Genomic DNA, 21893 nt, shown 5'->3' with positions numbered 1-21893 from the left:
GAGAGGTCTTCCATGGAGCTTGTTTAAAAGCCGCGAGAGTCATTCCCTTGCTCCTTCCAAAGCAACAAAGCCATTCCCCCATGCTGTCCCTATTTCGGCCCCATCCGCGCCTATTCGAATTCTGGCGTCGACGAGGATCTCAGAATCTCGGACTATCGGGCCAGACAGCCTTGCCTTAGTCGTATCAAGCAACGCAACGACCGTGCGTGGTAGCGAGGCCTGCGAAAGCCCTCGCTCGAGCTCCTTCACAGCCTTGAACAAGTCATAAGTCAACGCAATCGGCTGCATTGATTGTCCAGCGCCGACCTCAAGAAAGCAAATTGGTGAACGCGGGCGTCCATTAGTGGACAATCGAAGCGCCCTCACTTGCCGCACCGGTACGACGAGCGTCGCTTGTCGTTGCTCAGGTGGTAACGGTTGCCCAAATGTGGTCGAAAGTGAGACCTCGAATTCTTGGCCTTTGTTCAGAAGGCCTTTTACCTGCTTGGCCACTTCGAAGAGGTACCGCCCATTTGCATCCTCTTCCACTACACGCTGAAAGGCTTCTAGGATACGAGAATCTGGCACTACTGCAGAGCGAGTGCAAATGCTGCGTCTGGTGAGACGACATGCGAAGTCGCGGAGTATGCGTTGGATCCGGCTGGCTGCGGCTGGGTTTCTTCTTCGAGTGGTTGGGGATGAAAGCAAATTGTCGGCCCTAGCCAGGCGGCGCAACAGGTCGAGCTCTGTCGATGACAGCACTTGGTACTTCCTGACGAACTCAATCCCATCGGCCAGTGATCGACTAAACCTTGTGTCTAGCTCTCCAAGTACGACCTTGTTTCGCCCGCTAACAGCAACTTCAATATCGGGACTCGCCAGAGCGGGGTCCAGCAGGTCAACGAGGCTTTCCAGCAATGATGCGATAGGCGCTGGAAGGTAGGGGTCCTTGCGTTCCCCTATGAAATGTTGGAGCCCAAGCAGAACCCGCGTCTCGCTAGCTGATTTGTCTAACCCCAGATCCTTGATACCTTCCCGAAGGGTAACCGCAGCCTCTGGATTCCAGCGATGAAAAAGCGCGTGCTGGTAGCTGAGGGTTGCGAGATGGAACATAGCCGTGAGTTGCTGCCGGCGCGGCACCTTAGCCGACTGGCCAGCTATGTCCTGCTCTATCAATTGTGCCGCCCACTGGCACGGGTCACGTTGCTGGCCAGTACCTGCGGGGCGGTGCCCAGCCAACAAATACGAAATTAGTGAAAATAGGTCCCGGAAGCTCCATCGCTTGCCGCTTGCAAGCTCATACCAACGGAAAATCTGTAAGAGAGCTTTGCGACTCGCCTCACGAGCTAGAAGAGCTTGACTGTTGCAGAAGGGACAGGCTTCGCCGGCGGGACACGAGCCAGAGGTTGACCAATATTCTGGCTTCGTCGCGTACTCGATCAACAACGCAGCTGGAGAAGGCAGGTCATCATAGGGGCAAATCAGCAGCGACTCTGCATCCATCGGCCAGACTGCGATAGATGGGAAACCCTTCAGCGGCCAACAGGATGGGGAGTCCGACGAAAGGCTTACGGCACGAGTAATAACTTCGAGCAGAGCCCGTGCACTACCGATGTCATGATCAATGGCATGAATCAGGGCATCGTCAAGGACACCGCGATTGACGCAACAGAGATAGTAGTGCTCGTCAGGTCTGTCGAGGATTGCCAGCAGCTCGTCGATTAGCAGTTCCGGTGCAGACTGCCCTTCATGCCCCGCTGTGGCCGAAGCATCCTGAACGATCGACAGCTCGAGAGATCGCGGAGTCCGCGCAAGGGAACCGGCGTCGACGCGAACAACCCTGGCAACAGCTTGCCCTCGTGAAGGATGAAAAGCTTTGGATAGTTTTTCAATTAGCCTCCCCCCCGCGGCAAGCCCCCGATCCAGACAGTTTACAGTATGCTCGATCGCCTCTGTCTTACCGTTACCTGGCCCCCCAACTAGCAGTAAGATCCGAGGCGTATCCAATGCGTTAGTGGACACCCGCTCAGCCCATGACTCAAGGCGCCCTATCAGATTGGTCCGCAAAAGCTCTTTGCCGGGGCGACCGCTATGAGAATCGAAAAGGCGCTTGACGCCTCCCGCATGATTCCCGGCCCACTCGATCAAATCTTTCGGAAACTGAGGGCCTGCCGTCGACGTATCCACCATCCCACCCCCTAATTAGGCTACTGCAGCAAATAGTTCACTCTGCTGATCCCTTTTCACTCGACCTTTTTGGGTTGTGCCAGCCATTACCTCTTCGAGAGCGGCAATTACCGCCAGCCCAATCGCTTCAGCGAGCAACGGTGGGACGGCGTTACCCACCTGGGTATACCGTGGGCATTCTTTTGTACGCATCGCCCCGCCCGTCGTAAATTTACCTCGAAACTTAAACCAATCAGGAAAACTCTGAAGACGCGCACTTTCTCGAACGGTAAGAATTCGCGGCTCGGAATAGTGCAGTACGTCGTCTGGCAACGTCGTGATAGTTGGTGCTGGCTCCCATGCAGACATCGGATAAATCCGGTGCTTCTTGAGCCCGAACCTCGCGCGACTTTCCTCATTCATCCGAACGCCTCGTTCACACACCTTCAGAATCTGCTCAAATCGTTGCCGCACTTCTTCGCTATGCCGTGCCAAGCGCATGCTATCCATGGCATCGTCCCGGCAATTTTTGTGCATTGACCGCTGGTAGACAGTTTTTGGGCCAAGATAGTGGATTTCCTGAAAACCCTTAGGAGAAATAGGATCAGTACAAGGCTTAGTAAATGTTCGCTTGAGTAGGAGATCAGATATGGCGTCCTGAGCGGAAATCGATTTCGTTTTTGGAAGGCCATGCTTGGTGAGAAGATCCCCTCGCTTTGCTTCGAGTAGCTCGAAAGCTCGAATGACCCCGCCACTTAATCGGCTAGCAAGATCTTTTCTAAGACCTATTACAATCAATCTCGACCGCCGTTGAGGCACACCGAAGTGTGATGCATCAACAATCTCGCCATGTACCTCATAGCCGATTGCTTCGAGCCCTTTCTTAAGCTTCTCGTAGTATGACTCGGCGGCGTGTTTTTCTCGACCGTCGCTTAGGTCCATTTTGCTGGAATGCGCTACCTTCATCCCCGGTACATTTTCTAGGACCAGAGCTGATGGCTTAATTGCATCGACAGCCTCAATATATTTCTCAAAGAGCAAGTTCCGAGGATCTGCCTCCCGACGCTTGCCAGCGAAGCTAAATCCTTGACAGGGCGGCCCTCCCGCAAGGACTTGGATTTTTCCCTGTAATTCAGTGAGACGCTCAAAATGCTTAGCAAGTAGCTCATCAATGCCCCATGCCCGCTTTTCGAGCCAGGACGGCCACGCGAACTTGGTGATCGGCACCTTCCGCGGGCCAAGAAAGTTGTCGCAGAACGTTTCGAACGCCATCGCGTCACGCTCCACAGCAAAGTGGCCCTGAAGGCCCGCCATGGTCAGGCCAAGTGATAGGCCTCCACAGCCTGAAAAAAGGTCTACGAACTTGCCCTTGATCATATTTTAGACTTCCATTACGCCCTTATCCAACTAAGCAGAAAGGACTCGGTGCTTACGCAGCACGAGGGCGCTTTAAGATTCGTATGGAGAGTTTCGTTGCTCCGAAGACGGCCAGTCGTAAGTGGGTCGTGTTTTTTCGTGACATCCAGCCGACTACTGAGTACTCAAACACGCCGTGCTCCTGCCACTACCCTCCTATAGGAGTCAAAGACGCGATTGGAAGCGCCAGACTAGCGTGCACGGTTGGGCAATTGTAAGTGAGATTGAAGTGCCTAGATAGGTAACTTCAAGCTGCCATGCACCGGTAAAGGTTCGATGGGGCATAGGCTGGATCTAGTAACCGAGATTCGACCCAACCTATCAGCTGCCTATGCCGCAGAAGTCAGTGGCTACCCTGCCCAGATAAGTCTTTCCGCCAAAAAAAAGAGCTCGAGAACTTCGAGCTCTTGTACTTGGCACGACAATGGGGTCGCTCTTGTTCGTCCCCAGCCTAGTAAACACATTGCACTTACAAATGCTTGACAGCCGGCGACCATTGCGTCCACTGCAACTACTTCGACACCCTCAGAAGCCTACACTGCTCAAACGTCAATATTCCGCGCCACCAACGCATTACTCTCAATAAAGTTCCGCCGCGGCTCCACCTCATCCCCCATAAGGGTGGTAAAGATCTGATCCGCCGCAATAGCATCCTCAATCTGTACCTTCAGCAGGCGCCGCTGGGTAACGTCAAGCGTCGTCTCAAACAGCTGCTCGGGGTTCATCTCGCCAAGGCCCTTATAGCGCTGACGCGACACGCCACGCTCGGCCTCAGCCAGCAGCCACTGCATAGCCCCATGGAAGTCATTCACAGTCTGATCCCGCAGCTTATCCCCTTCACCACGCTGCACCTTAGTCCCCTCCGGAGTCAGCCCCTGGAAAGTCTTGGCAGCATTAGAGAGGGCAGCGTAATCAGCCCCGTGGACAAAATCCGCATCCAGGTGCGACAACCGCACATTGCCATGATGACGACGCGCAATCATCAGCCGATGCTTGTCAGTCTTCTCATCAAACTGCGCATACACATCAGCCGTACCATCGTCGTTAACGGCAGCGCCAATCAACGTCTTGGCATGCATCTCCGCCAGCTTGGCCTTCAGCGCCACCGCTGACGCCTCCGCCGCCGCAGCACTATCCAGATCCAGCGTCACGCCGTCCGCAATGGCACGCAGGGCGTCGGTATCAACAACGCGCGACAAGCGGCCAATCACCCCCTCGGTCAGCTGATACTGCCGCGCCAGTTCGGTCAGCGCATCCCCGCTGATCTCCGACCCATCCGGCCGCACCAGCGACGCCTTTTCCATCGCCAGCTTCAGCAGGTAGGCATTGAGCTCAACATCATCCTTGATATACCGCTCTTCCTTGCCGTGCTTGATCTTGTACAGCGGCGGCTGCGCGATATACACATAACCGCGCTCGATGATGTCAGGCATCTGCCGGTAGAAGAACGTCAGCAGCAGCGTGCGGATGTGTGAGCCGTCCACGTCCGCGTCGGTCATGATGATGATGCGGTGGTAGCGCAGCTTTTCCAGGTTGTAGTCGTCCTTGCCGATGCCGGTGCCCAGCGCTGTGATCAGCGTCAGCACTTCCTGGCTGGAGAGCATCTTGTCGAAGCGGGCGCGCTCTACGTTCAGGATCTTGCCCTTGAGCGGCAGGATGGCCTGGAACTTACGGTCGCGGCCCTGCTTGGCGGAGCCGCCTGCGGAGTCGCCCTCCACCAGGAAGAGTTCGGACTGGGCCGGGTCTTTTTCCTGGCAGTCGGCGAGCTTGCCGGGCAGGCCCATGCCGTCCATCACGCCCTTGCGGCGGGTCATTTCGCGGGCCTTGCGGGCGGCTTCGCGCGCGCGGGCGGCGTCTACGATCTTGCCGCAGATGGTCTTGGCGTCGTTGGGCGTTTCCAGCAGGAAGTCGGTCAGCGCCTTGCTGACGAGTTCTTCCACGGGCAGGCGCACTTCTGACGAGACCAGCTTGTCCTTGGTCTGCGAGCTGAACTTGGGCTCGGGCACCTTCACGGAGAGCACGCAGGCCAGGCCTTCGCGCATGTCGTCGCCGGTGGTTTCCACCTTGGCTTTCTTGGCGACTTCGTTCTCTTCGATGTACTTGTTGATGACGCGCGTCATCGCGGCGCGCAGGCCGGTCAGGTGGGTGCCGCCATCCCGCTGCGGGATGTTGTTGGTGAAGCAGAGCACCTGCTCGTTGTAGCCGTCGTTCCACTGCATGGCCACTTCCACGCCGATGCCGTCTTTTTCGGTGTTTGCGTAGAAGATGTTGGGGTGCAGGACGGTCTTGGCGCGGTTGATGTACTCGACAAAACCCTTCACGCCACCGGAGAAGGCAAAGTCTTCTTCCTTGCCGGTGCGCTGGTCGACCAGCTTGATATGGACGCCGTTGTTCAGGAACGAGAGCTCGCGAATGCGCTTGGAGAGGATCTCGTAGTGGAACTCGACGTTGGTAAAGATTTCTTCGTCGGCCAGGAAGTGGACTTCGGTGCCGCGCTTGTCGGTGGCGCCGATGACCTTCATCGGGGAGACTTCAACGGGCTGGCCGTCGGGGCCGGGCACGGTCTCGATGATGCGGTTCTGCACATCGCCCTTGGCGAACTCGATCAGGTGGACCTGGCCGTCGCGGCGCACGGTCAGGCGCAGCCACTTGGAGAGCGCGTTCACGCAGGACACGCCCACGCCGTGCAGGCCGCCGGAGACCTTGTAGCTGTTCTGGTTGAACTTGCCGCCGGCGTGCAGCTCGGTCATGGCGATTTCCGCCGCGCTGCGCTTGGGTTCGTGCTTGTCGTCGAACTTGACCAGGGGCGGGATGCCGCGGCCGTTGTCGACGATGGAGATCGAGTTGTCGCTATGGATGGTGACCTGGATCTCGGTGCAGTAGCCGGCCAGCGCTTCGTCGATGGAGTTGTCCAGCACCTCGAAGACGAGGTGGTGCAGGCCGGTGCCGTCGGAGGTGTCGCCGATATACATGCCCGGGCGCTTGCGTACCGCCTCCAGGCCTTCCAGGATCTGGATCGAGGAGGCTCCGTAGGTGTTTTCCTGTTGCGGTTTCTGCTGTTCGGTCATGTCTTTCCTACTTGCGGCAAAGCGTCGTGGCCGGGCGGGGTTCGGGCCGGGCCGGCATGCAGGGCATGCTGGCGGGGCGCGAAGGGTCCGCGTGGCGGGTTACTAAAAACGGCAAAAGGGGCGCGGATCGTTCCGATCCTGCCCCCGCTGCGGGATGGTCATCCCATGGACGTTCCGGCCGGGGCCGGGTGTCAAAGCGTGCCGTTTGCTGCTCCGGTATCTCGTGGTCTGCGTGTCCTGTTACCGGATCATCAGATGCGCATCGGCATGACGACGTACTTGAAGTTGTCGTCTTCCGGCACGGTAATCAGCGCACTCGAATTCGAGTCGCCGAGGCTGACCTGCACTTGCTCGGTCTTGAGGTTGGCAAGGACGTCGAGCAGGTAGGTCACGTTGAAGCCGATGTCGAGCGCGTCGCCCGAGTAATCGAGTTCCAGCTCTTCCTGCGCCTCTTCCTGGTCGGCGTTGGTGGAGCTGATCTTGAGCATGTGCGTGTCGAGGATGCAGCGCACGCCCTTGAATTTGTCGGTGGTCAGGATCGCGGTGCGTTGCAGCGCCTGCTGCAGGCGCACGCGGTCGATCGCGAAGGCGTTCTTGTAGCCCTTGGGGATCACGCGCTGGAAGTCGGGGAACTTGCCTTCGACCAGCTTGGAGATCAGTTCGATATTGGCGAACGTGAACTTGACCTGGTTGGCGGCCAGTTGCACCGTCACCGGATCGTCGTTGTCTTCCAGCAGGCGCTGCAGTTCCAGGATGGTCTTGCGCGGGATGATGACTTCCTGGCGCGAGCCAACGCCAGCGGCTTCCTGTTCCAGTTCCACGCCGCAGTAAGCCAGGCGGTGGCCGTCGGTGGCGACTGCCATGACCTTCTTGCCTTCCACCACCAGCAGCATGCCGTTCAGGTAGTAGCGGATGTCCTGCTGCGCCATGGCGAAGTGGACCATCGCCAGCAGGTGCTTGAAGGTCTTCTGCGGCAGCGTGACGCTGGCGTTGAATTCGCTGGCTTCGGCAACGGTCGGGAATTCTTCGGCGGCCAGCGTTTGCAGTGCGAAGCGGCTCTTGCCGGATTGCACGGTCATGCGCTTGTCGTTGAGCGACAGGGCCACGTCGCCGTCAGGCATGGCACGCAGGATGTCGAGCAGCTTGCGCGCGGCCACGGTGGTGGCGACGCTGTCGTTGCCGACGCCGCATTCTGCATGCGTGGTGATCTGGATCTCGATGTCGGTCGACAGGAAGGACACGTTCGACCCGGACTTGCGAATCAGCAGGTTGGCCAGGATCGGGAGGGTGTGGCGGCGCTCCACGATGCCGCTCACGATTTGCAGCGGACGCAGCAGGTTGTCTCGCGAGGTTTTGACCAATTGCATTGAATTTATCCTTCGTCGTTTGTAGTCGGCGACCGCAGAACGCAAACAACTCCAAATTCACTTAGGAATCAAGGAGTTAATGTGCCATTGTACCAAGGATAAGCCGCTGCGGTGAAGCGGGGCGGGACCGGCTGGCGGGCCAGCTGTGCACAAAAAGCCACGCTGGCACTGAACGCGCCTGCCATCCCGGCCCGACTCACCGCAAAGCCTTATCGGTGGCCACTTTCCGGACTTTTGCTCCGGCGATGCTGACGTTAATTCCCCAGGCGCCACGGGTTGTCCGTGGCGCGCACCCTACAGTATGCCAGCCTCGGGGGGCCGGCCCTTCAAAATGCGCCTTTCCCGGTCTACGGCCGGGAAGGCCCTACATCAACCCTTGAGCGTCTGCTCCAGCACGTGCAGCTCGTGATTGAGCTGCGCATCCTTGCTGCGTTCGTCGGCGATCTTGCGCACGGCGTGCAGCACGGTGGTGTGGTCGCGGCCGCCGAACAGCTCGCCGATCTCGGGCAGGCTCTTCTGCGTCAGCTCCTTGGCCAGGTACATCGCGATCTGGCGCGGACGGGCAATATTGGCAGGCCGCTTTTTCGAGTACATGTCAGCGACCTTGATGTTGTAGAAATCCGCGCAGGTCTTCTGGATGTTCTCCACCGAGATCTGCCGGTTCTGCACCGTCAGCAGGTCCTTCAGCGCCTCGCGCGTCACCTCGATGGTGATGTCCTTGCCGTGGAAGTTGCTGAACGCCAGGATCTTGCGCAGCGCGCCTTCCAGCTCGCGCACGTTGGAGCGCAGGTGCTTGGCGACGAAGAAGGCAACTTCTTCCGGAACGTTCACGTTCTCGGCGGCGGCCTTCTTCATCAGGATCGCCACGCGCATTTCCAGCTCGGGCGGCTCGATCGCCACGGTCAGGCCGGAGTCGAAGCGCGAGATCAGGCGGTCGTCGATGCCGGTGATTTCCTTGGGGTAGGTATCGCTGGTGATGATCACCTGCGCCCGGTTGGCGATCAGGGCCTCGAAGGCGTAGAAGAACTCTTCCTGCGTGCGGTTCTTGCCGGAGAAGAACTGGATATCGTCGATCAGCAGCAGGTCGAGGGAGTGGTAGTAGCGCTTGAACTCGTCGAACGCCTTGCGCTGGTAGGCCTTCACCACGTCGGACACGTACTGCTCGGCGTGGATGTAGCGGATGCGCGCGCGCGGGTTCTCCATCAGCATGTGGTTGCCGATGGAGTGGATCAGGTGGGTCTTGCCCAGGCCCACGCCGCCATAGAGATACAACGGGTTGTACGACTTGCCCGGGTTGTTGGCGACCTGGATGGCGGCGGCGCGCGCCAGCTGGTTGGCTTTACCGGTGACGAAGTTGTCGAACGTCAGGATCGGGTTCAGGCGCGAGCGCTCGTGGACCGTGTCGCTGGGCTGGTGGCCGGGCATGCCGTTGGCGCCGCCCATCGCTTGCTGCGACGGATGCTGCTGGTGCGACGGATGCGGCTGCTGCGGCTGCACGCGGTAGGAGCGGGCGCTGGCTTCGGCGGGGTCCATGTGGGCCACGTCGATATCGCCCATGTCACCGGCGTGCTGGTTGCCATGGGCGCCCATCTGGCCCATCTGGCCATGGTTCTGCTGGCCCATGCCTGGCATCGGCGCACGCGCGCCGGCCGGGACCGGCGCGGCGGACGGATTGCCCGGATTGCCATATGGTGGCTGGCCCATGCCATAGGAAGCGGCGGCGGGATAGTCGCCATAGCCCGGCTGGCCGGAATGGCCGGATTGGCCGGATTGGCCGGCCATGGGGTAGGGCGCCTGCGCGCCCATCTGCTGGCCGCCCGGGTAGCCGCCCATCCCCGTACCCGGGGCTGCGTGGCCGTCCATGCCCGGCATGCCCATGCCCCCTTGCTGCGCGTGCGCGCCCGGCCCGATGGCCGGTTGCGGCGCCTGCATATAGGCAGCGGCACGGCCGGAGGCCGCGGGATCGAGCACGAACTGGACGGTGACCTGGGCTTCCCAGTACTCGCAGGCCAGTGCGGTGATGCGCCCCGAAAACTGACTCTTGACCCAGTCGAGCTTGAAACGGTTGGGCGCAGCAATCCGCAGCGCATGCGTTTCTTCATCGAACGCAACGGGCGCCAGCGGCTTGATCCACGTTTTGAACTGTTGCGGCGTCAGCTCGCGCTCGAGTTGCGCGGCTGCCGCCTGCCAGAAATCTTGCATTGTTTGTTGTTTAGTAGTGGCACCCGGGGATCGCGGCCCGGGCACATCAAAAGCGGCGTTTACGTTGCGTCGACCGGGCCTTGCCTGCCGAACGGGTAATCACTACCAGTCGGCGTACCTTCGCGACATGCCGCGCTCCCAGCCAGCGAGCTACCGGCTCGCCGCACTGAGCGTGCGTTAACTCTTGCGTTCTTCGCGGAGGGGGCCCGGGTTGCGCCTGCGCCACGCAGCCCGTGATGTGTTTGGACCGGGATTGTACCCCCGCCCCCGAGTTATCCACAAAGGATAAGTCTGTGGACAACTTGTGCAAATTCAGTGGATTGCTGTGCACAACCCGTGCTGCAATGCGGGGTAGCGGCCTGTGGAAAGCCGCGAAAAACCAGGCAAAACAGGGACTTTGGTCCGGGTTGTCTTATATGTTGGCGGCGCCGCACGCACAAAAGTTTATGCACTGGCCACTGTGGACAATGGCGCACTGACAAGTTCTTCGGTATGTGGCATATGTGCCGGCGCACAACACCGTTTACCTTGACACCTTCGTCAAAACTGGATTAAATGCCGGGTTCTGCGATGCGGCAGGGGATCACGTATGCGCATCGCCGGGTCTGGCCTGTTCGTGCCGTCCGCGCCCACAGGCCTACGCCTGCACCGCGCCGCCGGCCGGCAGCAAGACAGAACCAGAATCGTCGGCATTACCGCGGCAGTTTCTTGCCAGCGGCAGCCCCATGCGAACCATACGCGGCGGCCACGGCACCCCGGCACCGGCCGAAGCCGGGCACGCCCAGATCAACCAGAGAGTGCAACATGAAACGTACCTACCAGCCTTCCGTTACCCGCCGCAAGCGTACCCACGGTTTCCGCGTGCGCATGAAGACCCGTGGCGGCCGTGCCGTCATCAACGCTCGTCGCGCCAAGGGCCGCAAGCGCCTGGCCATCTGAGGCCCGGGCAACCGGCCTGACGGCGCCGCTGGCGCCGTCGATGCCTCTTGCCTCGGGTCCAGGACGGCCTGCGCAGTTTGCGCCGGGTTGCCGCCGGGTCCAGCTAGTCAGTCAGCAGTATCTCTCGCCAGCCTTGCCCAGCGTGTCAGCCCATGCCTTCCCCAAAGCCGCGAGGCTAACAAAGACGGATGAGTTTTCATCCGTTTTTGCTTTGCGGCCCCGCCGGCGCAGCACGCATTTCGTGCTGTACGTGCGCGCCAACGGCCAGGCCGAAGCCCGGCTGGGCGTGGTCGTGGGCAAGAAGTTCGCGCCGCGCGCCGCCGAGCGCAACCTGGTGAAGCGCATGGCGCGCGAGCTGTTCCGCCAGCGCCGCGAGCAGTTGTCGGGACGTGATGTGCTGTTGCGCCTGCAGACAAAATTCCCGCGGGCGGAATTTGCCACGCGCGCCGCTGTCCGACGGGCGTGCGCGGCGGAAATCGCCAGCCTGCTGGAGGTAGCGGCAAAACCGCTGCCGCCGCCGCCGGCACCGTCCGCCACGCCTTCCGCCCCGCCAGCCCCACCGCCGGCGGGTGCTCCGCAAAGCCAGCCACCCGGCCTTCCGGCCTGATCGGAAGCCAACGCCCGCTATGAAGCGAATCCTGATAGCCCTGCTGCGTATCTACAAGATCGCCCTGAGTCCTTACCTGGGCTCGCAGTGCCGCTTCCTGCCGACCTGTTCCGACTACGCCCGCGACGCCATCGTCCATCACGGCGCCGCGCGCGGCAGCTGGATGGCCGCCTGCCGGCTGTGCCGTTGCCATCCTTTCGCACAAGGCGGGTATGATCCCGTGCCGGGCACGGAAACCGATACAGCCAGGCCGGACACAAAGCCGCAAACCAGCGCGGACCGTTCCGTCCATGCCGCGGCGGGCCATGCGCCTGCAGCGATCCGTCTGCCCAGACCCTGATTTCTCCGACCACAGCCAGACATGGATATCAAACGCACCATCCTCTGGGTCATCTTCTCGATGTCCCTCGTGCTGCTCTACGACAACTGGCAACGCTCCCAAGGCCATGCGTCGATGTTCTTCCCGAGCGCGACGCAGCAGCAGGCCGCTTCGGCGCCGGCCGCCAGCGGCGCGGCCGCGCAGGGCGACGTGCCCAAGGCCAACGTGCAGCCGGGCGCAGCCGCCCCGGCCGCCGGCGCTGCGCCGCAGGCCGCCGCCCAGCCCGCCGGCGAGAAGATCGTGGTGACCACCGACACGGTGCGCGCCGAGATCGACACCGCCGGCGGCATTTTGTCGCGCCTGGAACTGCTCAAGGAGCACGAGAAGGACGGCAAGCCGGTGGTGCTGTTCGAGCGTGACAACGTGCGCACCTACATGGCGCGCTCGGGCCTGATCGGCGGCGACCTGCCCAACCACACCACGGTGTTCACCGCCGCGCCGGGCCCGCGCAACCTGGACGGCGCCGAGCAGCTGCAGCTGGTGCTGACCGGCGAGAAGAACGGTGTGAAGCTGGTGAAGACCTACACCTTCCGCAAGGGCAGCTACGTGGTCGACACCAAGTTCGACGTGACCAACGCAGGCACCGCGCCGGTTTCGCCGACGCTGTACCTGGAACTGGCGCGTGACGGCAGCAAGGTCGAGCAGTCGCAGTTCTACAGCACCTTCACCGGCCCGGCGATCTACACCGACGCCGACAAGTACCACAAGCTCAGCTTCGAAGATATCGCCAAGGGCAAGGCCAGCGTGCCGGCCGCCGCCAACAATGGCTGGGTGGCGATGGTGCAGCATTACTTTGCCTCGGCGTGGATTCCGCAGACCGGCAAGGAGCACAGCTTCTACGTCCAGCAGATCGATCCGAACCTGTACCGCGTGGGCGTGCAGCAGCCGCTGGGCGAGCTGGCCCCCGGCGCCACGGTGAGCACCGATGCGCGCCTGTTCGCCGGCCCGCAGGAAGAGCACATGCTCGAGAAGATCGCTCCGGGCCTGGAGCTGGTGAAGGACTACGGCTGGCTGACCATCCTGGCCAAGCCGCTGTTCTGGCTGCTGGAAAAGCTGCACGGCTTCCTGGGCAACTGGGGCTGGTCGATCATCGCGCTGACGGTGCTGATCAAGCTGGTGTTCTTCCCGCTGTCGGCCGCGAGCTACAAGTCCATGGGCAAGATGAAGGACCTGCAGCCGCGCATGACGTCGATCCGCGAGCGTTACAAGAACGACCCGCAGAAGATGAACCAGGAGATGATGGGGCTGTACAAGACCGAGAAGGTCAACCCGCTTGGCGGCTGCCTGCCCATCGTGATCCAGATCCCGGTGTTCATTGCGCTGTACTGGGTGCTGCTGTCGTCGGTGGAAATGCGCGGCGCGCCGTGGCTGGGCTGGATCCATGACCTGTCGGTGCCGGATCCGTTCTACATCCTGCCGATCGTGATGGCCGTGTCGATGTTCGCGCAGACCAAGCTGAACCCGACGCCGCCGGATCCGGTGCAGGCCAAGGTCATGACCATCATGCCGCTGGTGTTCTCGGTGATGTTCTTCTTCTTCCCGGCCGGCCTGGTGCTGTACTGGGTGGTGAACAACATCCTGTCGATCGCGCAGCAGTGGCAGATCAACCGGATGCTCGGCAAGGGCAAGGCGGCGGTTGTGGCCAAGAGCTGATTGCCTGATCGCAACAAATCAATGCAGTAACCATGAAGCCCGGCAGTGATGCCGGGCTTTTTGTTTGGTCGTTCGCTGATGGAGCTGCACTGTCGCGCGGTGTGCTCCCCTCTCCCATGAAGTGGGAGAGGGGTGCCTTGTTCCCGCGGTGATGGCTGCGGCAGGCGTATGCTACTGGGCTGCACCTTACCGTCAGGAGATCCACCATGAGCTGGTCCGCCCGCCAATACGTTGCCTTCGAAGACGAACGCACCCGTCCCGTCCGCGACCTCGTCGCCGCGATTCCCAACGAGATCGTGCGCAACGCGGTGGATATCGGCTGCGGCCCCGGCAACTCCACGGAGGCATTGCTGGCGCGATACGCAGGCGCATCGATCACCGGCCTGGACAGTTCCGACGACATGGTCGACGCCGCGCGCAAGCGCCTGCCTGATGTGCAGTTCCGCGTGGCCGACATCGGCGCCTGGGATGATCCCGGCCCGTACGACGTGATCCTGGCGAACGCCGTGCTGCAATGGCTGCCGGACCATGCCAGCCTGTTTCCCAGGCTTGTTTCCAAACTCTCTGAAGGCGGCACGCTTGCCGTGCAGATGCCAGACAACCTGGAAGAGCCCGCGCACCGGCTGATGCGGCAGGTGGCGGCGGAAAGCCCGTGGGCGGCGCAGCTGGCCAGCGCCAGCAAGGCGCGCGCTGAGCGTTCCCCGGCGCAGTGGTACTACGAACTGCTGCGCCCGCTGTGCCGGCGCGTGGATGTGTGGCTGACCACCTACCACCATCCGCTGGCCGGCGGCGCGGCGGCGGTGGTGGAGTGGTTCAAGGGCAGCGGACTGCGGCCGTTCCTGCAGCCGCTGGACGAGGCCGGGCGCCTGGCGTACCTGGCGCGCTATGAAAGCGAGATCGCGAAGGCGTATCCCGCGCTGCCCGACAAGTCGGTGCTGCTGCCGTTCCCGCGGCTGTTTATCGTGGCGACGCGCTGAACGCCATCTTCCGGATCTTCCGGTTCAGGCCGGCTTGTGGCACACCGCTTCGATGTTGTGCCCGTCCGGGTCCAGCACGAAGGCGCCGTAGTAATCCGGGTGGTAGTGCGCCCGGAGCCCCGGCGCGCCATTGTCCCGTCCGCCCGCCTCGATCGCGGCGCGGTAGAACTTGTCCACAAGCTCGCGGCTGTCCACGCGGAAGGCCACGTGGACCGGCGGCCGGTTGGGCTCGCCGCGGTGGATCCAGAAATCCGGCTTGCCCGGTGGCCCGAAGCCTGCCACGTCGGTACTGCCGGTGACGCTGGCCGGGAATTCCTTGACGAGGCCGTAGCCGATGGCGCCGAGCGCGGCCAGGTAGAAGGCGCGGCTTTTGGCGTAGTCGCTGACGCTGGCGCCGGTATGGTCGATCATGCTTGGCTCCTTGCAAGGGTAGGGTTGGCTCAGGCCAGGTCCAGCACGCTCATGGTGGCGTTGAAGCGGCTTACCAGCACCGATTCGCCGTGCACGTCCGCAAACACATCCGCCTCGACCACGATGATCGAGCGGCCGGACTTGAGCACGTCGGCACGGCAGCGCAGCCGTTCGCTGCGCACGGCCCTAAGCAGGTTGATCTTGAATTCCGCGGTCACCACGTGCTGGCCCGCTTCGAGGATGGTGCTGGCCGCCGCGCCCGCGGTATGGTCGGCCATGGTGGCCTGCACGCCCGCATGGACGATGCCGCCGTGCTGCAGGTGACGCGGCGTGATGGCCAGCGTCGATTCGCACCAGCCTGGCCCGCAGTCCGCCAGTGCGATGCCGACGTCATTGACGAATGCGGCCTGGCGGAAGCCGGCTTCGATGGTGTCGCGCAGCAGGAGACGCTCCTGTTCGGTGGTCATGGCGGGTCCTCGGTCAGGTCACTGCATCACCAGGCGGTGTGCGCATTCCAGCGCGACGGCGGGCCGCTGTCAACCGCGGCAGCGCCTGATACGCCGCATCGAGGCATTCGCGCGTGCCTTCACCTACACTGTTGGCATCTGCGTCCCGCCGGCGCGCCTGCCCCGCATGAAGACCGCCATGACCGACGCCCCGCCGCCCATGCTGCGCCGCAAGACGCAGCCGGTCGTTGCTTTTGCCGCGCTGACACAGGCCAGTCTGGTGCGGATCGACACGTCCCTGCAGCATTTGCTGCATCGCGACGAGGCCGAAGACCTGCACCAGCTCCGTGTGGCGGTGCGCCATGCGCGCGCGGTGCTGTGGGCACTCGGGCGGGCGCTGCCGCGGCTGGAACGCGAGCACTGGAAGCGCGAACTGCGCACCCTGGCGCACGCGACCAGCGCGGTGCGCGATTGGGACGTCTTCCTGGCCGAGACCGTTGTCCCGGCGCGCAAGAAAGAACCCGAGGATCCGGTGCTGGCCTCCGTGGCCGACACGGCGGCCAAACAACGCAACACGGCTCGCGCGGCCATGCTGGCGGCACTGGTCAGCTATCGCGACGGACAGTTGCCGGTCGTGCAACGCGATCTCGCCCACCTGGGCCACCTTGCGGAAAAGGTCGCCGCCCAGGGCAAGACCAGGCGGCGCGACCGACTGGGCCCGTTCGCACGCCAGCGCGTGCGCCGGGGCCGCAAGCGATTGCGCGCACTCAAGCAGGCCGCACATGGCGGCGACCCGGGCGCGGTGCATGAACAACGCATTGCGGGCAAGCGGCTGCGCTACACAATCGAGGCGCTGGCACCGGTGTTGCCGTCGCGCTTTACCAAGCGGCTGCACCGCAAGCTGGTCAGGCAGCAGTCGCGGCTGGGCGGCTTTGTCGATGCCATGGTCGCGCGCCGGCTGATGCGCGAGTGCCTGGGCGTGCCGGAACTGCCCGACGACGTGCCGCCGCCACCGCCCGGCGCGAGCTGACACCCCGCCGGAGATGGCGGCCGACTTACCGCGCCGTGCGGCGCCCGCAAGTGCAACCTGCGCCACGCCAACCGCAATCGATCTGCGACAATACCGCCATGACTGCTCCCCAGGTTCCCATTGCCGCCATCGCCACCGCGCCCGGACGCGGCGGCATCGGCGTGGTGCGCGTGTCGGGCCCCGATGTCGGCCCCGTCATGCGCGCCGTCTGCGGCCAGGCACTGAAGCCGCGCCATGCCACCTACCTGCCGTTCCTCGACGGCCACGGCAAGGTCATCGACCACGGCCTCGCGCTGTACTTTCCCGCCCCCAATTCGTACACCGGCGAAGAGGTGCTGGAGCTGCAGGGCCACGGCGGCCCGGTGGTGATGCAGATGCTGCTGACACGCTGCCTGCAGGCCGGCGACGGCATCGGCCTGCGCCTTGCCGAGCCGGGCGAGTTCACGCGGCGCGCATTCCTCAACGACAAGCTCGACCTGGCGCAGGCCGAGGCGGTGGCCGACCTGATCGAAGCCAGCACCGAAGCGGCGGCACGCTCGGCGGCGCGCTCGATGGAAGGCGAGTTCTCCAATGCGATCCGCAAGCTGGTGGACAAGGTCATCCACCTGCGCATGCTGGTCGAGGCCACGCTGGATTTCCCCGAGGAAGAGATCGATTTCCTGGAGCAGTCCGACGCGCGCGGCCAGCTTGCAACGATCCGCAACGAACTGGGCGGCGTGCTGGCGCAGGCGCGGCAGGGCGCGCTGCTGCGAGAAGGCCTGTCGGTGGTGCTGGCGGGCCAGCCCAACGTGGGCAAGTCTTCGCTGCTCAACGCACTGGCCGGCGCGGAGCTCGCCATCGTCACGCCGATCGCCGGCACCACGCGCGACCGCGTGCGCGAAACCATCCAGATCGACGGCATCCCGCTGCATATCATCGACACCGCCGGCCTGCGCGAGAACGCTACCGACGAAGTCGAGCGCATCGGCATCGAGCGCACCTGGGACGCGATCCGCCGCGCCGACGTCGTGCTGCACCTGGTCGACGCCACCGACTACCTGCGCCACGGCCTGTCCGAGATCGACGACGCCATCGACGACCAGCTCAGCGGCCATCTGCCGCCGGGCTCGCCGATCGTGCGCGTGGTCAACAAGATCGACAAGGCGCCGGCCGTGGGCGACACGATGTTCGGCGGCAACCGCCCGCACGTGGTCGCCGCGAACGGGCCCAACCCGACCGAGATCTGGATCTCCGCGCGCACCGGCGCCGGCATCGAATTGCTGCGGCGCGAGTTGTTGCGGCTGGTGGGCTGGCAATCCGGCAATGAAGGCACCTTCCTTGCGCGTGAGCGGCACCTGACGGCACTGCGGCAGGCGCAGTCGCACCTGGATGTGGCCGCCGAGCAGAGCGAGCGCCAGGCACAGGCGCTTGACCTGTTTGCGGAAGAGCTGCGGCTGGCGCAGGAGCACCTGAACAGCATTACCGGCGAGTTCACCAGTGATGATCTGCTGGGGACGATTTTTACGCGGTTTTGTATCGGGAAATAGTGAAGCGCACTAGCTGGGCTGTCGCTTATCTCATTGCCGGACTGCTCGTTTCCTGGCAGGCCGCTCTGTTCTCCTACTGGCTGGCCGAGCGCTTATCGTGGCCGTTCGTGCCCCGCTGGCACGGCTGCTGGGATGCCGAGCATTGCGCCGCGCCATGGTGGGTCTATCTGGCGATGGCCCTGTTCGTCATCGGCCCTTCGATTGCATGGACAGCAATTGGACTTCAGCAGGTTTCAGTACCGTTCAGGCGCCGCACCATGACGCTTATGGCAATGGTCGCTGCAACGGTGCTTTTTTAGCTGCTCCACTACGCATTTGTCGGGCCGTAGTGGCAAGGCATTCGGACCAGGCAAGTACGACCGCAGGTAAACTGCACCGCACTTGCACAGCTGCCGGGCGTGCGCCCCGCGCCTCGTCCCTTGTCCCATGCGCCTCACCCTCATCACCTTCGGCACCCAGGGCGACTGCCGCCCCATCGTAGCCCTCGGCCTGGGCCTGCGCGACGCCGGGCATGACGTGCTGATGCTCGGCGAACGCTCCGCGGCGCCGCTGGCCGCCGGGCATGGCCTGCCGTTCGCGCCGATGGCCGGCGATATCCAGCAAACCCTGCAGCCCGGCGGTGCCTTGCACAAGCTGATGACCGAGGGTGGCAACGTGGCCGAGGCCACGCGCGCGTTCGGGCGCATTGCGGAGGACAACACCGAGGCGTGGATGGCTCAGCTGGCGGAGGCGGCGCGCGACGCGGATGGCATTGTGTTTTCGGGGCTGACGGCGTATGTGGCGTTGTCCGTCGGCGAGCAGCTAGGCAAGCCTGTCGTCGGCGCAGGCATGTTCCCGATCTCGCCGACGCGGGATTTCCCTTCGGCCTTGCTGCCGCCGTTGCGCATGCCGGGCTGGGCCAACCGGGCCAGCCATGCGGTAATCAACTTCGTGCTGTGGCGCATGTTCCGCAATGCCACCAACGCGGCGCGCGCGAAGCTGTTCGGCGTGGCGCCGCGGCGGGTGATGTGGCGCGATTTCCCGTCGCTGTACGCGATCTCGCCGCACCTGGTGCCGCGCCCGCGCGACTGGCATGCGGACTGGCTCGTGACCGGCGCGTGGAACATGCCGGCGCAGCCGGACTGGCAGCCCGACGCAGCGCTGCGCGAGTTCCTGGCGGCCGGCGCGCCGCCGCTGTATGTCGGCTTTGGCAGCATGGCGGGCTTTGACCGGCAGAAGGTGGCGACGGCCATGGTGCAGGCCGTGGACGGCCGCCGGGCGCTGTTCTATCCGGGCTGGTCCGGCATCGATGTATCCGCGCTGCCAGCCAATTTCCATGTGATCGGTGCCACGCCGCATGACTGGCTGCTGCCGCGCGTGGCGGCGGCGATTCACCATGGCGGGGCCGGCACCACGCATGCGGTGGCGGCGGCGGGCGTGCCGTCGATCGTGCTGCCGTTCGCGGGCGACCAGTTCTTCTGGGCGGGACGGCTGGCGGCGCTGGGCGTGGCGCCTGCGTACGTGCCGGGGCACAAGATCGATGCGGTGCGGCTGGCGTCGATGATCGCGTTTACCGAACGCTCGGAGACGCGCGACAAGGCCGCCGCGCTGGGGCGCGCCGTGGCGGCGGAGCGCGGGGTGGAACACGCGGTGGCCACAATCGGGCGCTTCTGCGCTCCCGGTGGCGCATAATCGCGCTTTCGCCTTTTCGCATGCCCCCAGGCAGGACCGCCCGATGTTGAACCGTACCCAGCAGATCCTCATTGCCATCGTCGCCGTGGCTGTTCTTGGCATGTTGTGGCTTGCCGGCAATGACCGGCATGAAGACGCCGCACCCGCGGATTCCGCGGCACCGGCGCAGGCCAGCGCGCCCCTTGCCGCGGCCAGCGACGTGCGCGGCGTGCCGCGCGACGGCACGCTGGACCCGGTCAGCATCGACCCGCAGCGCCCCGCCGACCGCCTGCCGCAATACCAGGCGAGCGCCATCCTGGACGACTACCGCAACGATCCCAAGGCCGCGGATGCGCGCTACCTGGACCGCTACGTGATCGTCGAAGGCGTCGCCAGCGGCGTGCGCCGCGAGGGCGAGCAAGTGTTTGTCGATATCCGCACCAACGATCCCGCCGCCAATGTGCGCGCCTTGCTGCTGCAGCGGCAGATCTGCGGCCCGGCGGGCCGCGTCTGCGAAGTGGAAGCCCGCGCAACCATGGTGCGGCGCGGCCAGAAGGTGGCGGTGGAATGCAACGGCGCCGGGCTGGCCGATGGCGTGCCGCTGCTGCGCGACTGCCTGCTGCGCGGCGGCGCCAACTGAGCGCACGCCCGAACCGGAGAACCTGCGATGCAATCCGTGCTGTCCGTGCTTGCGCTCATCATCCTGGCGGCGACCGCCGCCGGCCTGGCTTCGCCGCGCTGGCTCAGCGAAACCCTGCTGGGCGGCAGGCCCGTGACGCGGCTGCAGGTCGCGGTGGTAGGCCTGTGCCTGGCTGCGTTCTGCCTGATCCTGGTGGGCCGGCTGGCACAGGGCGGGGCGGGCGGCTGACGCGCCACGCCTGCGCAGCAACGCCGGTTTTGCGTCTCTGTTCCGGGAATTGACGGGCGCCGGCAGCGCCTACAGTTTGACGTCCTCCCCGCCCTCAGCCTGCGGCTGCCGCGCCTGGCGCGGAAAGGACGGAAATTCCTCCAGCGAGACGGTCACGTCCGACCGCGAGAATGTTCCGCGCAGCGTTGCGGTCACGATCGTGGATCGTGCCACATTCACTGCATGTCCATTCTCTTATTCCAAGACCTGCGATACCTTTCGGCCCCGTGCGAGAACCACAGCACGAACAGGTTTGGGAGGAAAACGCTTCATCGACCTCATCGAACCATACGCCTGCGTCAGCGCACTTGTACTGCAGCATGGTTCGGAACGCTGACCACCCGGCGTCCAGCACTGATTTTGCGTGCTGGGATCGCGCGAGGGCCTGCGCATTCACATTGCCGACAAAGATCGCACCATATTCGCGAGCGAGTTTGGTGCTGAGTTGATGCAGAAAATCCTTCCTGCGATTGGCAATCTTCGCGTGGATTGCCTTCACACGGGCCTTTTTGCGAGCGCGCTGGGCTGTGGCGAGAGCCGGCTCAAGGTCGCGGTAGAAGCGCTGAGCTTCCACGTTCTGAAGATTCTGGTCCGAGAAGCCAGCGAAGGTCTTGAGGCCCAGATCGATACCCAGTTCCCGCTTCGATTCGCTGCGCTGTGCCGACGTAGACCTGACGGTCACGTTCAGAAACCAGCGCCCGCGGCTGTCTTCACTGATGGTGCCCGCGCCAAGCTCGTAGCTTGACAGGCCATAGCTATCCCAGAGACCCAAATGCAGGCCCTGGAAATGTACCTGCCCATTACGCCAAACGATCGAGCGCGCCTTGAACGGTATCCAACCCAGCGATCGGCGGGCGCCACCGCTCTTGCGCCAGCGCAGCTTGACCTTGCGGTGCTGCCGTCTGCGCGTGGCGTACTCTTCTGCAATCTGCTGGAATACAGCCGATCCGATGCCCAGACCTTCCTTGGATGCACCGTTCAGGTACCGCTGGAGCTCAATGCCAGAAGCGAAACGACGCTCACGTTCGAATATCTTGTAGGAAAGCTCATTGCAGTAGTTCCAGACGAAGTTGACCTCCCGCGCCATCGCAGACAGCGCCGAAGCGTGTTTGTCCTTGAGGCGTAGGCGGAGAACCCGCACCGGAGTATTACAGCGAGCCATGAGGAGAA

Annotated in this window: 19 protein-coding genes; 11 read left to right on the top strand and 8 right to left on the bottom strand. The window is 63.3% G+C overall.

The features are described 5' to 3' along the window. Window positions 1-39: 39 nt before the first annotated feature. The 5 genes from J8I82_RS18910 to dnaA all read right to left on the bottom strand — a co-directional run bounded on the left by J8I82_RS18910 (window position 40) and on the right by dnaA (window position 10198). A complete protein-coding gene (locus J8I82_RS18910) occupies window positions 40-2169 on the bottom strand; it encodes a hypothetical protein (RefSeq protein WP_209760199.1) in 2130 nt (709 codons plus the stop codon). A 12-nt stretch (window positions 2170-2181) separates the two neighbouring features. Further along, on the bottom strand, window positions 2182-3522 hold the full coding sequence (locus J8I82_RS18905) for a DNA cytosine methyltransferase (RefSeq protein ID WP_209760197.1): 1341 nt from the start codon (window positions 3520-3522) through the stop codon (window positions 2182-2184). A gap of 581 nt (window positions 3523-4103) precedes the next feature. Beyond that, on the bottom strand, window positions 4104-6629 hold the full coding sequence (gene gyrB / locus J8I82_RS18900; RefSeq protein ID WP_209760195.1) for a DNA topoisomerase (ATP-hydrolyzing) subunit B: 2526 nt from the start codon (window positions 6627-6629) through the stop codon (window positions 4104-4106). A 251-nt stretch (window positions 6630-6880) separates the two neighbouring features. Then, window positions 6881-7996, bottom strand: coding sequence for a DNA polymerase III subunit beta (gene dnaN / locus J8I82_RS18895; protein ID WP_115686551.1), 1116 nt, complete (start codon window positions 7994-7996; stop codon window positions 6881-6883). A gap of 369 nt (window positions 7997-8365) precedes the next feature. Next, window positions 8366-10198: a chromosomal replication initiator protein DnaA gene (gene dnaA, locus J8I82_RS18890; RefSeq protein ID WP_209760193.1), complete on the bottom strand. Its 1833-nt coding sequence runs from the start codon at window positions 10196-10198 to the stop codon at window positions 8366-8368. A gap of 804 nt (window positions 10199-11002) precedes the next feature. Here dnaA and rpmH point away from each other — a divergent pair. From rpmH to tam, 5 genes are all read left to right on the top strand, one after another. Next, window positions 11003-11137: a 50S ribosomal protein L34 gene (rpmH, locus tag J8I82_RS18885; RefSeq protein WP_008650850.1), complete on the top strand. Its 135-nt coding sequence runs from the start codon at window positions 11003-11005 to the stop codon at window positions 11135-11137. 142 nt (window positions 11138-11279) lie between these two features. Beyond that, window positions 11280-11744 carry a ribonuclease P protein component gene (gene rnpA, locus J8I82_RS18880; protein WP_209760191.1) on the top strand — a complete coding sequence of 155 codons (465 nt, stop codon included), beginning with the start codon at window positions 11280-11282 and terminating at the stop codon, window positions 11742-11744. A gap of 19 nt (window positions 11745-11763) precedes the next feature. Continuing rightward, the gene (gene yidD, locus J8I82_RS18875; RefSeq protein WP_209760189.1) at window positions 11764-12084 is read left to right on the top strand and encodes a membrane protein insertion efficiency factor YidD; all 321 of its coding nucleotides are present in this window, start codon (window positions 11764-11766) and stop codon (window positions 12082-12084) included. 21 nt (window positions 12085-12105) lie between these two features. Beyond that, window positions 12106-13776, top strand: coding sequence for a membrane protein insertase YidC (yidC, locus tag J8I82_RS18870; protein ID WP_209760187.1), 1671 nt, complete (start codon window positions 12106-12108; stop codon window positions 13774-13776). A 206-nt stretch (window positions 13777-13982) separates the two neighbouring features. Next, complete coding sequence (gene tam, locus J8I82_RS18865) at window positions 13983-14753, top strand: trans-aconitate 2-methyltransferase (RefSeq protein WP_209760185.1); 771 nt, start codon at window positions 13983-13985, stop codon at window positions 14751-14753. 24 nt (window positions 14754-14777) lie between these two features. Here the strand turns inward: tam and J8I82_RS18860 are convergent, their stop codons facing one another. Continuing rightward, window positions 14778-15164 (bottom strand): VOC family protein, encoded by a 387-nt coding sequence (locus J8I82_RS18860; protein ID WP_133096638.1) that lies wholly within the window; start codon window positions 15162-15164, stop codon window positions 14778-14780. A 29-nt stretch (window positions 15165-15193) separates the two neighbouring features. Further along, entirely contained in the window at window positions 15194-15631 is a 438-nt protein-coding gene (locus J8I82_RS18855; RefSeq protein ID WP_209760183.1) for a PaaI family thioesterase, read from the bottom strand. A 178-nt stretch (window positions 15632-15809) separates the two neighbouring features. Between J8I82_RS18855 and J8I82_RS18850 the strand changes: the two genes are divergently transcribed. The 6 genes from J8I82_RS18850 to J8I82_RS18825 all read left to right on the top strand — a co-directional run bounded on the left by J8I82_RS18850 (window position 15810) and on the right by J8I82_RS18825 (window position 20684). Continuing rightward, window positions 15810-16640: a CHAD domain-containing protein gene (locus J8I82_RS18850; RefSeq protein ID WP_209760181.1), complete on the top strand. Its 831-nt coding sequence runs from the start codon at window positions 15810-15812 to the stop codon at window positions 16638-16640. 98 nt (window positions 16641-16738) lie between these two features. Continuing rightward, the gene (mnmE, locus tag J8I82_RS18845) at window positions 16739-18166 is read left to right on the top strand and encodes a tRNA uridine-5-carboxymethylaminomethyl(34) synthesis GTPase MnmE (RefSeq protein ID WP_209760179.1); all 1428 of its coding nucleotides are present in this window, start codon (window positions 16739-16741) and stop codon (window positions 18164-18166) included. Beyond that, window positions 18166-18465, top strand: coding sequence for a hypothetical protein (locus J8I82_RS18840; protein WP_209760177.1), 300 nt, complete (start codon window positions 18166-18168; stop codon window positions 18463-18465). The genes mnmE and J8I82_RS18840 overlap by 1 nt, the downstream gene beginning before the upstream one ends. A 127-nt stretch (window positions 18466-18592) precedes the next feature. Next, on the top strand, window positions 18593-19837 hold the full coding sequence (locus J8I82_RS18835) for a glycosyltransferase (protein WP_209760175.1): 1245 nt from the start codon (window positions 18593-18595) through the stop codon (window positions 19835-19837). Window positions 19838-19880: 43 nt separating this feature from the next. Then, window positions 19881-20456 (top strand): OB-fold putative lipoprotein, encoded by a 576-nt coding sequence (locus J8I82_RS18830; protein WP_209760173.1) that lies wholly within the window; start codon window positions 19881-19883, stop codon window positions 20454-20456. Between the two features lie 27 nt (window positions 20457-20483). Further along, complete coding sequence (locus J8I82_RS18825; protein WP_029046432.1) at window positions 20484-20684, top strand: hypothetical protein; 201 nt, start codon at window positions 20484-20486, stop codon at window positions 20682-20684. Window positions 20685-20778: 94 nt separating this feature from the next. Here the strand turns inward: J8I82_RS18825 and J8I82_RS18820 are convergent, their stop codons facing one another. Then, window positions 20779-21885 carry an RNA-guided endonuclease InsQ/TnpB family protein gene (locus J8I82_RS18820; RefSeq protein WP_280907491.1) on the bottom strand — a complete coding sequence of 369 codons (1107 nt, stop codon included), beginning with the start codon at window positions 21883-21885 and terminating at the stop codon, window positions 20779-20781. Window positions 21886-21893 lie beyond the last annotated feature (8 nt).

Origin of the sequence: Cupriavidus consociatus (assembly GCF_017814975.1) — a bacterium.
Lineage (GTDB): Bacteria > Pseudomonadota > Gammaproteobacteria > Burkholderiales > Burkholderiaceae > Cupriavidus > Cupriavidus consociatus.
Note: the sequence above shows the minus strand (reverse complement) of the source record. Positions and strands in the feature narration are given on the sequence as shown.